The following is a 17839-nucleotide window of genomic DNA, read 5'->3' as shown; positions in this document are numbered from 1 at the left end:
GGGAGCCCGACGTGATCATCGAGTCCGGTGAACTGCGGAATCGCCCGCCCTCGGACAGCGGCGTAATCGCGACGTTGCGAAGCCGGAACGTCCGTCGGCAGCCCCGGGGCCCAAGCGCTCCGCTACCGCCTCCGGGCACTCACCCATTAGGCTGCGCAGATGTTCGACCGCGGATACATTCCTGTATCGACCACGCTGCGGGCCGCCCGCACCGCCAATTCGGTGGCATTCGCGCTCCAGGGCTTCTTCCTCGCGGTCGTTCTCACCGAACTGCCGCAACAGCGGGATCGGCTCGGGCTCACCGACACCGTCATCCTGGTCGCGGTCGTGATGATCTCCGGCCTGGCCGCCGGCGGCAGCCTGCTCGCCGAGCGGGTGGCGGTGCGCTGGTCGAGCCGGGTGGCGCTGCGGGCCGGGCTGACGCTGATAGCGGTGAGCGGGCTCGCGATCGCGGTCGCCCCGAATCTCGTGGTCGATCTGATCGCCCTCGGCTGCTACGGGGTCGCCGTGGGCATGGTCGACGCGGGCACGAATATGCAGGCGGTCTTCATCCAGCACGGGTACGGGCGATTCGTGCTGTCGTCGTTCTACGCCGCGTGGAGTGCCGGGTCGATTCTGGGCGCCCTGTTCGTCTCCGGCTGCCAGAAGGTGGGAATCACGCTGCCCTACGCGGTCACCGTCGCCGCCGCGGTGGTCGCGGTGGCGAGTCTGGTGTTCGGGCCGCGACTGCTCGGCGCCGCCCAGGCCGAGGCCCAGCCCACCGATTCGGGCCGTACCCCCGAACCCGTTGCGGCCGTTGCCCTGCGGGGCTACCTCGCCCTCGGAATCGCGATGGCGCTGGTGTTCGCGATCGACCTGGCCGTGGGCAACTGGTCGGCGCTCTACCTCACCGACGATCTGCTGTCCTCGTCGGCGACGGCGGCCCTGGCACTGGCCGCCTATCAGGGTGCCTCGCTGTTCACCCGGCTCAGCGGCGACTGGTGGGTGCGCCGCTACGGCGCACGGGCGGTGGTGCGGGTGGCCGCGGGTATCGGCGTGCTCGGACTGACGCTCGTGGTGGCCGCGCCGGGACCGGCCACGGCACTGGTCGGATTTCTCGTCGCGGGCCTCGGCCTGCCCGTGATCGCGCCACTGTGCTTCAGCGAGGCCGGGCGACTCACGGAAGGCCACGGACTGGACGCGGTGATCGCCCGGCTCAATCTGTTCAACTACGCGGGCACGTTGATCGGCGGCGGCGTGGTGGGTGCGGTCGCCGCCGCGTCGAGCCTGCGGATCGGGTTCGTGATCCCGCTGCTGTTCGCGCTGGTCCTCATCGTCACCGCGCGCTTCTTCCGGCCGCGTCCGGCGCCCGGCGACCTGTCGGCGACGCGCACCGGACATGTTGTACTGGACCCATGACCGAGCAGGAAGTCGTCGTCGACCGCGCCGGACTCTGGGACGCCGAGGAATTGAGCGATGTCGCCACCGCGACGTTTCCCCTGGCCTGCCCGCCGGAGCTGACCGAGGAGAGCATCGACACCTTCATCGCCGAGGTGCTGTCCGGCGAGCGCTTCGGCGAGTATCTGAGCGATCCGCAGCGGATCGTGCTCAAGGCCGTCCTCGGCGGCGACATCGTGGGTTACACCATGCTGATCTCCGGTGAACCGGTCGATTCCGCCGTCGCCACCCTGATCGAAGCACGCCCCGCGCTCGAGATCAGCAAGATGTACGTGATGCCCGGACACCACGGCGGTGGCGTCTCGACCGCCCTGATGAACGCGGCGGTGGATTACGCCCGCCGCGGCGGATATCCGGTGATCTGGCTGGGTGTGAATCAACGCAACGAGCGTGCTCAGCGCTTCTACGCCAAGCACGGTTTCCAGCGAATCGGCACCAAGACCTTCACCGTCGGCGACCAGGTGTGCCACGACTTCGTGATGCAGCGGAAGTTGTGAATCCGGCTGTCCCGCAACCGGATTCCACCCCGCGTGCCGAAATCTCCGGTCAGGACAGCAGTTTCGCCTTCAAGGTCGCGATATCGCCGTCGGTCAGCTTCAATCCGTCGTGCACGTAGTTGTCGAAACTGCCGTAGCTGCGATCCACCTGATCGAAGGCGGAATCCAGCGCCGACTGCACGACCCCGTTGATCGTGTCGCCGTCGGCGGCGTCACGGTAGTAGTTCGACAGCAGGAAGTCGTAGTTCACCGTGCCGCGGTCCACGCCGAGGATGGTCAGCAGCACGGCCGCGGTCCAGCCGGTGCGATCCTTACCGGCCGAGCAGTGGAACAGCACCGACCCGTCGCTGCCGGCGATGTCGTGCAGGACTCCGGCGAACGCCTCGCTCGCACCGGGAGCCGTGATGAACGCGCGGTACAGGTCGCTGCCGGCGCTCAGCGTCGACGCCATGACCTGCGGCGGCGCCTGGCCGATCACATCGCGGATGTTCAGCGTCGCCCCCACCGGCACCCGGTCCGGCCCCAGCGCGCGCTCGTAGCTCGTGCGCAGATCGTCGACGACCCGCAGCCCGCGCGCGGACAGCGCGGCGGAATCCGCGTCGGACAGTTTGCTCAGGTCGGCGGTACGGAACACCAGGCCGGTCCGGACGACGTGGCCGTCGGTGGTGCGGTATCCGCCGATATCGCGGGCGTTCTGCACACGCGCCAGATGCAGTGACCGATCCTCGGTGTTCACCGAGACCGGCGAGGGGGCCGCGGGCGGGTCGGCGGCGACCGCGACACCCAGCGCCGGACCGGTCGCGATCAGGGCACCGGCGGCGACGGTGGCGGCGAGGCGAATCGAACGATGGGCCATGTCAGCTCCGTTCAGAGGGAAACTGGACAGTCGTCCATGATGGCTTCGCCTCCCGACAGTACGCCGTACGAACCGGCCTCAGCTCGCCGGGACCTCGAATCGCGACAGCGCCAACAGGCGCGAGATCGCGCGCAGGTACTTCTTGCGGTAGCCGCCGCCGAGCATCTCCTCGGAGAAGATCTTGTCCAGCGGCGCGCCCGACACGGTGACCGGCGTGCCGGCGTCGTAGAGCCGGTCGGCCAGCACCACCATTCGCAGCGCCACCGCCTGATCGGTGATGGTGTGCACCGCCGAGATGTAGACCGACGACACCCCGGCGATCAGCGAACCGTACTTCGACGGATGCAGCGTGCTCAGGTGAGCGAGCAGCGCGTCGAAGTCGTCGAGCGTGGAATCCGGTGTGGCCGCGGCCTTTTCGGACAGCAGCCCCGGATCGGTCGGCTCCGGCGCGGGCGGCAGATCCCGGTGGCGGTAGTCGGGACCGTCGACGCGGACGGCGTCGAACAGCGAACCCAGCTTGCGGATCTCGCGCAGGAAGTCCTGCGCGGCGAACCGGCCCTCGCCCAGCTGATCGGGCAGCGTGTTCGACGTCGCCGCCACCGACACGCCACGCGCGGTCAATTCGGTGAGCAGTCGCGACACGAGCATGGTGTCGCCCGGATCGTCGAGTTCGAATTCGTCGATGCACAGCACGCTGTTGCCGCCCAGGCGTTCCACCGCGTTCGTGAAGCCCAGCGCGCCGACCAGATTGGTCACCTCACCGAAGGTGCCGAACGATTTCGGACCGGGCGAGGCATGGAAGATCGAGGCCAGCAGGTGCGTCTTGCCGACACCGAATCCGCCGTCGAGATACAGCCCGGCGCCGTCGACCTGCTTCTTCTTCCCGAACAGGGATTTCTTACCGGCGGCGGCGTGGATCTTGCCGACCCGCGCGGCGAATTCCTCGGCCGCGCGCACGGCCGCCGCCTGAGTCGGTTCCTTGGGGTCGGGGATGTAGGAGGCAAAACTCACCTCGTCGAAGGTGGGCGGGGGCACCATCTGGGCGATGAGTTGATCGGCCGGAACCTCCGGATGACGATCGACGAGGCGTTGTTGCACGCTCGTAGCGTACTGACGTGGTGTGATCGGACCTTATGCAGCGTGTCCCCGATGCGATCCAGTTCACAGCACTGACCACCGACGGTGCCGGCGAGATCACCGACCTGGTTCAGCTCTACACCTATCCGACGGCCCTGGAGCGGCCGTGGATCCGGGTCAACTTCATCGCCAGCCTCGACGGCGCGGTCACGGTCGACGACCGCTCCGGCGCCCTGGGCCGGCCCGCCGACGCCACCGTCTTCGCCATCCTGCGCGATCTGGCCGACGTGATCCTCGTCGGCGCCGGAACCGCGCGCGTGGAGAACTACGGCGGTGCGCGCACCGACTCCCGGCGCCGCATGCGCCTGCATCACCACGGGCTGGGCGGGGCGCGCGACGGTGCGCCCCCGCCGATCGCGGTCGTGACCGCCAGCGCGGCGCTGGACCCGGCGAGCCGGCTGTTCACCGACACCCAGCGCCCGCCGATGATCCTCACCACCGCCGCGGCCGACGGCGAACGCAAACGCCTGCTCGCCGAGACCGGCGCGGAGGTGATCGAGGCCGGGCAGAGCACCGTCACCGCCGCCGACATCCGCCGCGTGCTGGGCGAACGCGGACTGCTGCGGGTGCTGTGCGAGGGCGGGCCGTCGCTGTTCGGCGAACTGATCGGCGCGAGCGCGGTCGACGAGTTGTGCCTGACCGTCTCGCCGCTGCTGGTCGGCGGTACGGCGGGCCGAATCGCGGTGTCGCCCAATGCCTTGCCGACCGCGATGAGCCTGCGCCACGCGCTGATCGACGACGACGGCACGGTGCTGACGCGGTGGGAGCGCAGCCGCACCCAAGGCTGAAACGGCGCACCGGACCTGGCAGGCTGTAGCGCATGCGTTGGACTCGCGCCGCTCTGCTGGCATCGTCGCTGACGGTTCTGCTGACCACCGCCTGTGGTGCCGGGCCGTCGCAGCGGCCGGGCGTGGCGGTGGAACAACCGCACGGCGGCTCGGGTCCGGCCACCAGCACCAGCGCCGCGCCGGCGCCGCCACCGCAGGCCCAGGCCCCCAAAACCGATCTCGCCTGGCACGATTGCGCGGCACCCACCTTCGCGCTGCTGGGGACCGGGGCGGCCCCGGCCGGGGTGAGTTTCGATTGCGCGGAGTTCTCGGCGCCGATCGATTCCGGTGGCACCGTCCTGGGCACCTTCCGGATCGCCGCGGTCCGCGCGCGCACGCCGCAGACGCCCGCCGACGCGGCCCCGCTCGTGGTGACCTCCGGCGGCGACCGTTCCTCCACCGCGACCGTCGCGGGCCTGGTGTCCGGCCCGGGTGCGGCGATTCTGGCGAACCGGCCGGTGGTCGGGGTGGACCGGCGCGGTACCGGCAGCTCCCAGCCCATCGACTGCCTGCCCGACGACACCCGGCAGGGACTGGCCGACAACGCCCAGTTCGCGCCCGGCGGCGGCGATCGGGTGGACGCGGTGGCGACACTGAGCCAGAACGCCACCATCGCCTGCCAGGACTTCCTGCAGCCCTATCAGGGCACCTTCGACGCCCCGCACGCCGCCGACGACATCGAACAGCTGCGCAAGCAGTGGCAGGTCGACCACATCGATCTGCTGGGCACCGGAAACGGTGCGCGGGTGGCGCTGAGCTATGCCGCCAAATTCGGCGACCGGCTGGCCCGGCTGGTGCTCGATTCGCCGGAACCGGCGAACACCGACGCGGTGACCCGGACCGAACAGCAGGTCAAGGGCGCGGAGGCGGCGCTGACCGGATTCGCCCGCCGCTGCGCCGATCTCGGATGCGCACTGGGCCCGGATCCGCGCGCCGCGATCACCGATCTGATCAACCGGGCGGGAGCGGGACAGCTCGGCACCCTCTCGGCCTCGGCGCTGACCACCACGATCACCGCGTTCCTCGGCGATCCGCGCGCGGATCAGGCCGCACACACCACCGAACTCGCCGATGCGCTGTCGGCGGCCGGACGCGGCGATCAGGGGGCTTTGCAGACTCTGGTCACAAGGGAGGCGGCGGCGGTGGGAGCCGACGGGCAGTTCGTCTCCCGGTGCAGCGACGACCAGCAGCCCGCTACCCCCGACCGTGCCAAGCAGCTCGAAATCGACTGGGCTGCCAAATATCCCGCCTTCGGTAAGACGGCGGCGACCGGACTGATGGAATGTTCGGCGTGGCCGGTGGCGCAGGCGCCGCGACTGCCGGACAAGTTCACCCTGCCGGTGCTGGTGCTGGGCACGACCGCCGATCCCGTCGTCGGCGGCGACGGGCGATCCTCGATCACCGGCGCGCTGGGCGCCGCCGGGGCGCGCACCTCCACCGTGCAGTGGCAGGGCTGGGGGCATCCGGTGTTCACCCATTCGGGCTGCGCACAGCAGAACATCATCGGCTACCTGAACGACGGCACGCTGCCCGCCGACGGCACCGCCTGCCCGGCCTGAGGTGATCGTGCGGGTGCGCACGAAGTGGCGCGGCATACACCCGGCAAAAGCGGTCCCCGGCGCGCCCGACGGCGGGTCCGCGCAACCGTCGCCCAGGTTTCCGGTGTACCGTGCCCCAGTGTTCCTTCGTCAGCTCGAGCCGCGCACCGCTCGCACCACCGCCGAAGTGTTCAACTTCGCTTTGTGGCCGTTTGCGATCCTCACAGTGCTGCATCAGGTCATCGTCAAAGGGACCAACTTCTCCATCACCGACGATTTCGCGCCCGTCTACAAGGCATCGCTGGCCTTCCTCAACGGACGCGCCATCTACGGCGAGAACTTCGACCTGGTCGACCCGCACTACCTGTACCCGCCCAGCGGCACCCTGCTGATCGCGCCGCTGGCGCTGATCGACCCGGAGAAATCGCGCTGGTGCTTCATCGCGCTCAACGCGGTGGCGATCATCCTGGCCTGGTATCTGCTGCTGCGGCTGTTCAAGTACTCGACGAAATCGGTGGCCGCGCCGCTGCTGCTGTTACTGATGTTCGCCTCCGAAACCGTCATCAACACACTGGGTTTCGGCAATGTCAACGGCTGCCTGCTCCTGGCCGAGGTGCTGTTCATCTACCTGCTGCTGCAGCGGCGCGATCTGCTGGCCGGACTGGTCATGGGACTCACGATCGCGGTCAAACCGACGCTGGCGCCGATGCTGCTGATACCGCTGGCGCGACGCCAGTGGCAGGTCTTCATCACCGCGATCGGCGTGCCGGTGGTGCTGATGGCGGTCGCGTGGCCGCTGACCAAGGATCCGATGGACTTCGTCCACCGCACGCTGCCGTATCTGCTCAAATCGCGCGACTACTTCAACAGCGCGATCGTGGGCAACGCCGAGTACTACGGCCTGCCGATGTGGCTCACCTGGGGTATGCGCATCGTGCTGGGTGTGCTGGTGCTGGTCTCGCTGTGGCTGCTGTATCGGTACTGCCGCGACGACGAGCTGTTCTTCGTCTGCACCACCGCCGGCATCATCCTCATCGCCTCCTGGCTGCTGTCGGGTCTGGGACAGCAGTACTACTCGATGATGCTGTTCCCGTTCCTGATGACCGTGGTGCTGCGTAATTCGGTGCTGCGCAACTGGCCTGCCTGGCTGGCGATCTTCGGGTTCATGACCTACGACAAATGGCTGCTGGACCACTGGCAGAGCACCGGGCGGGCGCTCGAGTACCTGCGGGTCACCTTCGGCTGGGCGCTGCTGCTGATCGTGACGTTCTGTGTCCTCGGCGACCGGTATCTGGCGGCACGGCGCGAGGGCCGGCTGGATTCCGGCATCGAGCCGGCGTTCCTGCTGCCGGAGGCGACCACGACGCCCGCCGCTCCTGCCGAGCCGGCGCCGCGCATCGAGCGTCACGAACCGGTGCCCGACGACGAGACGCTGGATCCGACTGCTCAGTCCGAGGCCGGCGCACTGCGCTGACCTGCGATGATCCGGCGCGGCCGGTAGTGGTCGGGCGGCGCCACTAGACTCGCGTCATGAGCTCACAGGATGGTTCGCCCGCGACCTCATCGCTTCCGGCACCCAAGATCGAGCTGAGTCCGCAGCAGTGGCGGACGCGGCTGACCCCGCAGGAGTACGCGGTGCTGCGCGAAGCGGGCACCGAACGCGCCTTCACCGGTGAATACACCGACACCGAAACCACCGGCGTCTACACCTGCCGGGCCTGCGGCGCCGAATTGTTCCGCAGCACCGAGAAGTTCCATTCGCACTGCGGGTGGCCGTCGTTCTTCGATCCGGCCGATTCCGATGCGGTGATCCTGCGGGCCGACGACTCGCTGGGGATGCGCCGGGTCGAGGTGCTGTGCGCCAACTGCCACAGCCATCTCGGGCACGTCTTCGAGGGCGAGGGTTATCCGACCCCGACCGACAAGCGGTATTGCATCAACTCGATCGCGCTGCGCCTGCACCCCTCGGACGACGCGGCGGGCTGATCGCGACACGGCGCGGGTTCGAGCGCACTGGAGTTCGAACCCGCCGCCCGAGTGCCGGATGCGATCCGCCGGCCGCTGCGGATCGCGCGCCGAGCAGGCGCGCGACCGAGCTGACGGGAAGACCTTACGGGCCCGGCCGCATTCCGGCACGCCCCGAATTCCGGGGGCACCGGCGGACTCGCGGCTCAGGGCAGGGCGTTGACCAGCTGTTCGACGTCCACGCGCGGGCCGCTGAAGAACGGAATCTCCTCGCGCACATGGTTGCGGGCGTCGGTGGCACGCAGATCGCGCATCAAGTCGACGATGCGGTGCAGCTCCGGCGCCTCGAAGGCGAGGATCCACTCGTAGTCGCCGAGGGCGAACGAGGCCACCGTATTGGCCCGCACGTCCGGATAGGAGCGGGCCTGCTTGCCATGGTCGGCGAGCATGCGGCGACGCTCCTCGTCGGGCAGCAGGTACCAGTCGTAGGAGCGCACGAACGGGTAGACGCAGATGTAGTTGCCCGGTTCCTCACCGGCCAGGAAGGCCGGGATGTGGCTCTTGTTGAACTCCGCGGGGCGGTGCAGTGCGGCGTTGCTCCACACCGGCGTGCTGGCACGGCCCAGATCGGTGGTGCGGCGGAAGTCGGCGTAGGCGGCCTGCAGATCCTCGATCCGCTCGGCATGCCACCAGATCATGAAATCGGCGTCGGCGCGCAGGCCGGCCACGTCGTACAGGCCGCGGACCACGACGCCACGTTCCTCGAGCGAGTCGAAGAACTCCCGCGCCTGCTTGACCACGGTGTCGCGCTGATCGCCCAGCACTCCGGGTTTGACCTGGAACACCGAGAACATCAGATACCGGATGGTCGAATTGAGAGCTTGGTAATCGAGTCGCGCCATAGCCTCCATCGTGCCACTGGGCGCTGTGCGGCAGAACGGCCGCATCCCGTGTTCTGCGGCACGACAACGGTCGTGGGGTCCCCGGTCAGGTCGCACGGACCACCCCAGGGCCACCCCGCCGGACTCGTCGGCGACCGACCGACCGGCGAGCAGCGCTGGACCTCGCGCCCAAAGACTTGCGGTGTCGTCCGTTCGAGCCCCTGGAGTCTTCTGCGGGGGCCCGATCTTCCGTCGCCGGGCTCCGAGGTTGTGATCCGCCGCCGAGCAGAACCGGCCACCCGACAGCCCGTCCACAGGGTGCGGGCACGCCATCCTTCAGTGCGACAGAACGCGTTGCGCCGCAGCGGTTCCCGAGGCAGCGCAGGCAGGGACGCCGACGCCGTGCAGGTAGGCACCGGCGATCGCCAGGCCGGGCAGTGCCGCGACCGCCGTCTCCAGTTCCGCGATGCGAGTGGTGTGGCCTGGCGCGTACTGCGGCAGGCCGCCGCGCCAGCGCTGCACCAGGGCGGTTTCCGGGCGGATCGGCAGTCCGGTGACGGTGGACAGATCGGCCACCGCGGCCGCTACGAGATCCTCGTCCGACCAGTTCAGCGGGGTGTCGTCACCGAAGCGACCGAAGGACGCGCGCACCAGCGCCACATCACGCTCCGCAAGATGCGGCCATTTGCGGCTGGACAGCGTGAAGGCTTTGGCGCGCAACGGTTCTCCGGTGGCGACCAGGATCCCGGAATTGTCGGGCAGCGGGGTGTCGGCCGACAGGCCCAGCGCCACTACCGCCGACGAGGACAGTTCGATGGTGGCGGCGACCCCGGCGGCGTCCGGAGCGACTTCGCGCAGCAAGGTCGCGGTGACAGGGGCCGGGGTGGCGAGGATCACCGCATCGGCCTCACCGACCGGATCGACCCGCCAGCCCGTGGCCGTACGCGTCAGACCGGTTGCGGCCGTGTCCATTTCGACCTTCGGCGCGGCGGCCTCGCGCAGGGTGTCCAGGAGTACCCGATATCCGTCGCGCAGGCCGCCGAAGACCGGGGCCGTGGACGGCGGCGGCAGGGCGGCGGCGACGGCGCGGGTGAGATTCGGGGCGCCGGCGTCGAGGGCGGCGGCCAGGGTCGGCAGCGCCGCTCGCACACCGATCGACTCCGCACGACCGGCATACACCCCGCCCAGCAGCGGATCGACACTGCGCCGGACCACCTGCGCGCCGAAGCGGTCCCCCACCAGCTCGGCGACCGAGACGTCACCGCCGCGTTCCCAGCGCAGCGGCCGGGCAGGCTCGGTGGTGATGTGCTCCAGGGTGTCGGCGTCGACGAGGCCCGCCACGGCATCCGGCCCGGCGGGAATGCCCATCAGCGTGCCTTCCGGCAAGGGGTGGGCGGTGCCGCCGGACCAGATCAACGGGCGCCGCCCGGCCGGGTGCACCAACTGGTCGGACAGTCCCAATTCCGCTAGCAGCGCCGGGATTTCGGGTCGGCGGCCCACGAACGCCTCCGCTCCCAGATCCATCGGTTCGCCTGCCAGCTCACCGGTGTGCAGAATGCCGCCGATCCGATCGCGTCGCTCCACCACCACCAGTTCGAGCTCCGAGCCGAGGGCCACCCGCAGCCGATACGCCGCGACGAGACCACTGATCCCGCCCCCGACCACCACGACCCGCATAGCCTGCTCCTCACTCGTCGAGCGCGTCGGCGCCGCACCGCGCCCGCGTCTCTGCAAGGTACCCGCCCGGAGACGAGCGCCCGGTCACCGCCTGATGCGGTATCGCGGCCGGCCACGTCTCGCGTCACCCGACGCCGGCAGCGGTTCAGTACCGGCCGGCGCGGCCCCGCCACGGTGGTACCGGACCTCGCCGAACCGATCTTGTTCGGTTACAGCGGCGTGGGCAGGTTGTGGATCAGCTCGACCGCCGCGGTGATCGCGCCGGGGTCGGTGTCGGGCAGCACGCCGTGGCCCAGGTTGAAGATGTGGCCGGTGGCACCGAGGGTGATCGCCTCGTCGGCCTCGTGGGCGATGCGGCGGATCTCCCGGTCGACGACCTCGCTGCCGGCGAACAGAACGGCCGGATCGAGATTGCCCTGCAACGCTTTTCCGGGTCCGACCCGGCGCGCCGCGGCGGTCAGCGGCACCCGCCAGTCGACGCCGACGACATCGGCTCCGGCCTCCCCCATCACGCCCAGCAGTTCACCGGTGCCGACTCCGAAATGAATGCGCGGCACACCGGCTTGCCCGATCTCGGCGAAGACCCGTTCCGAATGCGGCAGAACGAATTCCCGATACTGCGCCAGCGACAACGCGCCCGCCCACGAGTCGAACAATTGCACCGCGTCCACGCCGGCCGTGATCTGGGCGCGCAGGAATTCCACGGTGATATCGGTGAGCACACCGAGCAGCGCGTGCCAGGTCTGCGGATCGCCGAGCATGAGCGCCTTGGTCCGCTCGTGGTGGCGGCTCGGGCCGCCCTCCACCAGATAGGACGCGAGAGTGAAAGGGGCACCGGCGAATCCGATGAGCGGTGTCTCGCCGAGTTCATCGAGCAACAGGCGCACGCCGTCGGTGACCGCGCCGACCTCCTCGCGCCGCAGTCGCGGCAGCGCGCGCACATCGTCGACCGAACGCACCGGATTCGCGATGACCGGGCCCACGCCGGGCACGATATCGAGATCGATGCCGGCCGCCTTGAGCGGAACGACGATGTCGGAGAACAGGATTGCCGCGTCCACACCGTGACGGCGGACCGGCTGCATGGTGATCTCGCACACCAGCTCGGGGTCGAAGCACGACTCCAGCATCCCGATGCCCGCGCGCAGTTCGCGGTACTCGGGCAGTGACCGGCCTGCCTGCCGCATGAACCAGACGGGACGGCGGCCGGGTCCGGCGCCGGTGGCGGCGGCGAGGAACGGCGCATCGGGCAAGCGGCGGCGGGTTGGTGTGCTCATCCCCGCTATCGTATGCCGCCGCCGACCGCCTACCCGCGCGGCCGTCCCCGCCCGGTCACGGCGCCGTAGCGGCGCGCCTCCGCGTGCCGGACACCGGAGAGGTCTACCGTTCACAGTCGTGACACCGCTCGACTTCCGCGACGGCGCCGCACCGACCCCGGGCCCTGACAGCGAACCAGCCCAGTTTCGCGCCGCGGTCGATGCGATGGGCACCGCATCCGTCCATCCTCGGATCGAGCTCGCACCGATCCGGCCCCCACAACGCCTGGCACCCTATTCGTACGCCATCGGAGCCGAGGTCAAACATCCCGACACCAATGTCATCCCGGTCGATTCCGACGACGACGCCTTCGGCCGCCTGATCCTGCTGCACGACCCGAACGGGCACGAGGCCTGGCACGGGGTCTTCCGGTTGGTGGCCTACATCCAGGCCGATATCGATGCCGCGCTGGCCGGCGATCCGCTGCTGCCCGAGGTGGCCTGGAGCTGGCTGGTCGACGCCCTGGAATCGCGCGGCGAGGAGTTCACGGCCCTGGGTGGCACGGTGACCTCGACGAGTTCGGTCCGCTACGGCGATATCGCCGGACCTCCGCGCGCCTATCAACTGGAGTTGCGTGCCTCGTGGACGGTCGGTTCGCCCCAGCTGGCCCCGCACGTCGAGGCGTTCTGTGAGGTGCTCGCCTACGCCGCGGGCCTGCCCCCGGCCGGTATCACCCATTTGCGGCCGCATCCGCAGATTGCCGACGACCAGTTCTGAGCGACACGTAGAGTTCGGGCTATGCCCGAAGCCGACGAGTCCGACACCCTCGCGAGGACATCACAGCCACCGCAGCAGCCCACGCAGCACGACGCGGACAGCGCGGTTCCTCTGCTCGCCCCGGCCGACGGCATCCCCCCGGTTCTCGATTCCGCTCGCGAGATCGCCGATGCGGCCGCCGCGCTGGCCGCCGGTTCCGGCCCGCTGGCCGTCGACGCCGAACGCGCCTCCGGATTCCGCTACTCCAACCGGGCCTATCTGATCCAGCTGCGCCGGCGCGGCAGCGGAACCTTCCTCATCGATCCGATTCCGGATCCGGCCGCGGTGGACGCGTTGGCGGCGGTGATCAACGACCTGGAATGGGTACTGCATTCCGCCGACCAGGACCTGCCGTGTCTGGCCGAACTGGGGCTGCGACCGGCCCGGCTGTTCGACACCGAACTGGGTGGCCGGTTGGCCGGATTCGAGCGGGTCGGCTTGGCCGCCATGGTGGCGCGGCTGCTGGGCCGGGAACTGCGCAAGGGGCACGGCGCCGCCGACTGGTCGACCCGGCCGCTGCCGCAGGACTGGCTCAACTACGCGGCCCTGGACGTGGAACTGCTGGTCGAATTGCGCGACGAGGTCGCGGCCGTGCTGGCCGAACAGGGTAAAACCGACTGGGCCGCACAGGAATTCGACCATGTGCGCACCGCACGTCCCGCCCCGCCGAAGCCGGATCGCTGGCGGCGCACCTCGGGCATCCACACACTGCGGCGGGCGCGACAGCTCGCGACCGTGCGCGAATTGTGGACGGCCCGTGACGGTATCGCGCGCCATCGCGATGTGGCGCCGGCGCGGATCCTGCCGGATTCGGCGATCATCGCCGCGGCGCAGGCGGATCCGAAGACCGTTCCGCAGTTGCGCACGCTGCCGGTGTTCGGCGGACCGCGGCAGCGGCGATATTCGCGGGAATGGCTCAACGCGGTGGAACGTGCTCGCGCGCTACCGGATTCACAGTTGCCGCCGATGTCGCAACCGTTCGACGGCCCGCCACCGGTCAATCGCTGGGAGCGCCGCGATCCGGTCGCGGCCGCCCGTCTGGCCGCTGCCCGGGCCGCGATGAACGGGCTGTCGGACCGACACGCGGTGCCGGTGGAGAATCTGCTGACCCCGGATCTGCTGCGCCGGCTCTGCTGGGACGGCCTGCCCGAATTCCGTACCGGCACAACGCCGTCCGACCCGGCGGCGGCGATCGGCAAATATCTCGAAGCCGGCGGCGCCCGGGCCTGGCAGCGTGAACTGGCGGTTCCCGAGCTGACCGCGGCGTTGTTCCCGGGCTCGGATCAGTCCTCGTAGACCGGGGAGCGCCGGTCGCGGCGGGCGCGGATGGCCTCGTCGAAATTCTCGGTGGTCAGCCGCACATACAGTTGCGCCGTACCTTCGTGCTGCATATGTGATTCCAGGCTGCCGGCCTCCATCCCGCTCCACAGCATGCGCTTGGTGAGCTCGGTGCCCACCCGGCTGTAGCCGATGATGCGTTCGGCCAGTTCGTAACACGTGTCGAGGAGTTTGTCGGCGGCGACCGTGCGGGAGACCAGACCGATCCGCTCGGCCTCGGCGGCGTCGATATCGCGGCCCGACAGCATGATCTCGAAGGCCCGGGAGGCGCCGATCGCGCGCGGCAACAGATAACTGATGCCAAGCTCGGCCGAGGTCAGGCCGTTGTTGATGCCGGCGGCGCGGAAATAGGCCTGCTCCGACGCGATGCGGATATCGGTGGCCATGCTCAAGCAGAATCCACCGCCGATCGCGGCCCCGTTGATCGCCGCGATCACCGGCTGATGCATGCGCCGCAGCGTGGTCATCACGTTGTCGAGCAGGTCCATCGAACGCCGCGCCACGGTGGTGCGGGTGAGGCCCTCGATATTCGGCACCCGGCCGGGGCCTTGCAGATCGGCGCCGGAGCAGAAGCCGTGACCCGCTCCGGTGAGCACGACGACGCGGACGTCGTTGTCGGCGGCCACCGATTCGAGCGTTTCCCGCAGCGGGATCATCACATCGAACGCCATGGCGTTCATGCGTTCGGGCCGGTTCAGGGTGACCAGCGCGATCTGCGGGCGAGGCTTCTCGACGAGCACGAACGACATGCGGACTCCTACCGGCGACGAAAACTGTAACCGGTTTCAGAATCTACACCGCGCCACCGGTCAGCCACCGGGTAACGCGCTCGGCGATGTTCTCGGCCGTCAGGCCCAGCTCCTGATGGATCTGGGCACGCGAGCTGTGCTCCAGGAACTGCTGCGGCACGCCGAGTTCGCGGGTCGGCACGTCGAGTCCGGAATCACGCAGCCGTGCCGAGACGGTGCAGCCGATACCGCCGTGCAGGCCACCGTCCTCCACGGTGACCACCATGCGATAGTTCTCGGCCAGTTTGACGACGGTGTCGGAGACCGGCAGCACCCAGCGCGGGTCCACCACCGTCACCGAAATTCCTCGGTCCGCCAGCAGATCCGCCGCGGCGACCGCGGTGGCGCCGAGCGCCCCGACCGCCACGAGCAGGACGTCACCGCGCACCGCCTGCGCCGAGGACCCTTCCGGCCTCCGCAGCACGTCGACGCCGTCGAGCCGTTCCAGCGCCGAAACCTCCTCGACGACAGGGCCTTTCGGAAAACGCAGCGCGGTCGGCCCGTCGGCGACGGCCAGCGCCTCGGCCAGTTCCTCGCGCAGGGTCACCGCATCGCGCGGAGCGGCGACGCGAATACCGGGCACGATGCCCAGCACCGACAGATCCCACATGCCGTTGTGGCTGGCGCCGTCGTCACCGGTGATACCGGCGCGGTCGAGCACCAGTGTCACCGGCAGTTTCAGCAGCGCCACATCCATCAGCAGTTGATCGAAGGCGCGGTTGAGGAAGGTCGAATAGATCGCGACCACCGGATGCAGGCCGCCCAGCGCCAATCCGGCGGCGGAGGTCATCGCATGCTGTTCGGCGATTCCCACATCGAACAATCGGTCGGGGAAGCGCTCACCGAACGGCGCCAGCCCCGTCGGACCCGACATGGCGGCGGTGAGGGCGACGATATCGTCGCGCTGTTCACCGTGACGGATCAGTTCCTCGGAGAACACCGACGTCCACCCGACGGTCTTGCCGCCGGTCGGCTGTCCGGTCTCGGGGTCGATGGCGCCGATGGAATGCATCTGGTCGGCGACGTGGTCGACCGCGGGCTGATATCCGCGGCCCTTGAGCGTCACCGCGTGCACCACGACCGGACCGCCGAAATCCTTGGCGCGCCGCAACGCGGCCTCGAGCGCCACCGGATCGTGCCCGTCCACCGGGCCGACGTATTTGAGTCCCAGATCGCTGAACAGCTCCTGCGGAGCGACCGCGTCCTTGATGCCGGCCTTGAGCGCGTGCAGCATCGAATACGCCGAGCTGCCGACGCGCGGAATGCCCTGGACGAACCGTTTGGTGGCGTCGAGCGCCTGTTCGTAGGCCGGTTGCATGCGCAGCGCGGTCAGCCGGTCGGCCAACCCGCCGATGGTCGGCGAATACGAGCGGCCGTTGTCGTTCACCACGACGATCAGGGACCGATCCTGACCGGCGGCGATATTGTTCAACGCCTCCCAGCACATACCGCCGGTGAGCGCGCCGTCCCCGACGACGGCGACCACATGGCGATCCTGCCCGGTCAGCGCGAAGGCCTTGGCCAGACCGTCGGCATACGACAGCGAGGCCGAGGCATGGGAGGACTCCACCCAGTCGTGCTCGCTCTCGGCGCGGCTCGGATATCCGGACAGCCCGCCGTGTTTGCGCAGCCGATCGAATCCGTCCTTGCGGCCGGTGAGGATCTTGTGCACGTAGGCCTGGTGCCCGGTGTCGAAGATGATCGGATCGGCCGGGGAGTCGAAGACCCGATGCAGGGCGATGGTCAATTCCACCACCCCCAGGTTCGGACCCAGATGGCCGCCGGTGACCGCTACTTTGCGGACCAGGAACTCCCGAATCTCCTCGGCCAGTTCGCGCAGCTGCGGCACCGTCAGCCGGCGCAGGTCCTCGGGCGTATCGACCCGGGAAAGAACTCCCACCGTTCTCGCTCCCTCTCCGTGGCTCGTCTGTCTGGAACAGTCTACGGAGCCGCATCCGGGCCCGACGACGGGAACGACCGGCGAGCTGCGACATCCGATCTCGGTGTGAGGCTCGACATAGATCAACCGCATTACAGTGGGTGACTGCCCGTCCCGCCCGCAGGAAGGACGATATGACCGTCGAGCAGCAACGAGCCGACTCTTCGGCGCGGCAGCGACACGCCACCGTGACCACATTCGGTCACGGTGTGGCGACCGCGACGCCCGACCGGATGCAGGTATCGATCTCGATCGAGACGCGCGCCGAGGCGGTGGCCGTCGCCTACGGCCGGGCAGGCGAACGCACCGCCGCGGTCACCGGCGCACTGCGCGCCGACGGGGTGGCAACGAGCGATATCGCCACCACCGGCTTGTCCGTACGGACCGAGACGACCTGGACCGAGAACGAGGGCACGCGGATCACCGGTTACGTCGCGACCACGTCGCTGACGGTCAGCCTGCGCATCCCCGGCGCTCCCACCGCGTCCGCGGCCGACCTCGGTACCACGGCCCGTCCCGATGCGACCGCACCGGCCGATCCCGCCGCCGTCATCGCCCGTGCCGTCGAGGCCGGGGGCGACGACGTGCGACTGGGCGGGTTGAACCTGGCTGTCGCCGACCGCGCCGACCTGCTGATCCGAGCCCGCGAGGCGGCATGGGACGACGCCCTCGACCGCGCCCGCCGCTACGCCGCACGCGCCGGCCGCAGCCTCGGATCTGTCCTCGAGATCACCGAAAACGCCGCGGGCACACCGGAACCCCGCGGCGACATCCGATTCGTGGCCGCTCGTTCGGCCGCCCCCGGCGCCCCGGTCCCCGTCGAATACGGCGAACACGAGGTCACAGCCGACCTGCGGGCCACCTGGCACTTGGCCTAGAGCAGCGA

16 protein-coding genes are annotated in these 17839 nt (G+C 69.5%); 9 read left to right on the top strand and 7 right to left on the bottom strand.

Translation table 11 applies throughout. From position 1 onward, the window contains the following. The first annotated feature begins 159 nt into the window (after positions 1–159). Together AC5592_RS28790 and AC5592_RS28785 are read left to right on the top strand one after the other, a co-directional pair. Positions 160–1398 carry an MFS transporter gene (locus AC5592_RS28790; RefSeq protein WP_063066028.1) on the top strand — a complete coding sequence of 413 codons (1239 nt, stop codon included), beginning with the start codon at positions 160–162 and terminating at the stop codon, positions 1396–1398. Further along, entirely contained in the window at positions 1395–1934 is a 540-nt protein-coding gene (locus tag AC5592_RS28785; RefSeq protein WP_036502983.1) for a GNAT family N-acetyltransferase, read from the top strand. Before AC5592_RS28790 ends, AC5592_RS28785 begins: the two co-directional genes overlap by 4 nt. 49 nt (positions 1935–1983) lie before the next feature. Here AC5592_RS28785 and AC5592_RS28780 read toward each other — a convergent pair whose 3' ends face one another. After that, complete coding sequence (locus AC5592_RS28780; RefSeq protein ID WP_036502984.1) at positions 1984–2790, bottom strand: tyrosine-protein phosphatase; 807 nt, start codon at positions 2788–2790, stop codon at positions 1984–1986. A gap of 78 nt (positions 2791–2868) precedes the next feature. Then, the gene (gene zapE, locus AC5592_RS28775; RefSeq protein WP_063066027.1) at positions 2869–3888 is read right to left on the bottom strand and encodes a cell division protein ZapE; all 1020 of its coding nucleotides are present in this window, start codon (positions 3886–3888) and stop codon (positions 2869–2871) included. Positions 3889–3923: 35 nt separating this feature from the next. On the opposite strand from zapE, the gene AC5592_RS28770 reads away from it, so the two are divergent. From AC5592_RS28770 to msrB, 4 genes are all read left to right on the top strand, one after another. Next, positions 3924–4715, top strand: coding sequence for a pyrimidine reductase family protein (locus AC5592_RS28770; RefSeq protein WP_036502987.1), 792 nt, complete (start codon positions 3924–3926; stop codon positions 4713–4715). Between the two features lie 32 nt (positions 4716–4747). Further along, positions 4748–6313 carry an alpha/beta hydrolase gene (locus AC5592_RS28765; protein ID WP_036502990.1) on the top strand — a complete coding sequence of 522 codons (1566 nt, stop codon included), beginning with the start codon at positions 4748–4750 and terminating at the stop codon, positions 6311–6313. A 118-nt stretch (positions 6314–6431) separates the two neighbouring features. Continuing rightward, a complete protein-coding gene (locus tag AC5592_RS28760) occupies positions 6432–7766 on the top strand; it encodes a glycosyltransferase family 87 protein (protein ID WP_051024732.1) in 1335 nt (444 codons plus the stop codon). A 56-nt stretch (positions 7767–7822) separates the two neighbouring features. Next, positions 7823–8278 (top strand): peptide-methionine (R)-S-oxide reductase MsrB, encoded by a 456-nt coding sequence (gene msrB, locus AC5592_RS28755; RefSeq protein WP_036502993.1) that lies wholly within the window; start codon positions 7823–7825, stop codon positions 8276–8278. 185 nt (positions 8279–8463) lie between these two features. Here msrB and hemQ read toward each other — a convergent pair whose 3' ends face one another. From hemQ to hemE, 3 genes are all read right to left on the bottom strand, one after another. Next, positions 8464–9159, bottom strand: coding sequence for a hydrogen peroxide-dependent heme synthase (gene hemQ, locus AC5592_RS28750; protein ID WP_063066026.1), 696 nt, complete (start codon positions 9157–9159; stop codon positions 8464–8466). Between the two features lie 315 nt (positions 9160–9474). Further along, positions 9475–10815, bottom strand: coding sequence for a protoporphyrinogen oxidase (locus AC5592_RS28745; protein ID WP_063066025.1), 1341 nt, complete (start codon positions 10813–10815; stop codon positions 9475–9477). Between the two features lie 209 nt (positions 10816–11024). Then, a complete protein-coding gene (gene hemE / locus AC5592_RS28740; RefSeq protein WP_084507347.1) occupies positions 11025–12092 on the bottom strand; it encodes a uroporphyrinogen decarboxylase in 1068 nt (355 codons plus the stop codon). A gap of 118 nt (positions 12093–12210) precedes the next feature. Between hemE and AC5592_RS28735 the strand changes: the two genes are divergently transcribed. Both AC5592_RS28735 and AC5592_RS28730 read left to right on the top strand, forming a co-directional pair. Continuing rightward, positions 12211–12849 carry a DUF3000 domain-containing protein gene (locus tag AC5592_RS28735; protein ID WP_081879712.1) on the top strand — a complete coding sequence of 213 codons (639 nt, stop codon included), beginning with the start codon at positions 12211–12213 and terminating at the stop codon, positions 12847–12849. Positions 12850–12870: 21 nt separating this feature from the next. Next, positions 12871–14184, top strand: a complete 1314-nt coding sequence (locus tag AC5592_RS28730) for an HRDC domain-containing protein (RefSeq protein ID WP_084507344.1) — start codon at positions 12871–12873, stop codon at positions 14182–14184. On the opposite strand, the gene AC5592_RS28725 is transcribed toward AC5592_RS28730, so the two are convergent. Further along, on the bottom strand, positions 14172–14975 hold the full coding sequence (locus tag AC5592_RS28725) for an enoyl-CoA hydratase (RefSeq protein WP_063066024.1): 804 nt from the start codon (positions 14973–14975) through the stop codon (positions 14172–14174). The genes AC5592_RS28730 and AC5592_RS28725 overlap by 13 nt on opposite strands. Positions 14976–15018: 43 nt before the next feature. Continuing rightward, complete coding sequence (gene dxs / locus AC5592_RS28720) at positions 15019–16914, bottom strand: 1-deoxy-D-xylulose-5-phosphate synthase (RefSeq protein ID WP_036503005.1); 1896 nt, start codon at positions 16912–16914, stop codon at positions 15019–15021. Between the two features lie 173 nt (positions 16915–17087). On the opposite strand from dxs, the gene AC5592_RS28715 reads away from it, so the two are divergent. After that, positions 17088–17831: an SIMPL domain-containing protein gene (locus AC5592_RS28715; RefSeq protein ID WP_063066023.1), complete on the top strand. Its 744-nt coding sequence runs from the start codon at positions 17088–17090 to the stop codon at positions 17829–17831. Positions 17832–17839 lie beyond the last annotated feature (8 nt).

Source organism: Nocardia violaceofusca NBRC 14427 (assembly GCF_963869435.1).
Taxonomy (GTDB): Bacteria; Actinomycetota; Actinomycetes; order Mycobacteriales; family Mycobacteriaceae; genus Nocardia; species Nocardia aobensis.
The sequence above is the reverse complement of the archived record's forward strand: the minus strand, read 5'-3'. Positions and strand labels throughout refer to the sequence as shown.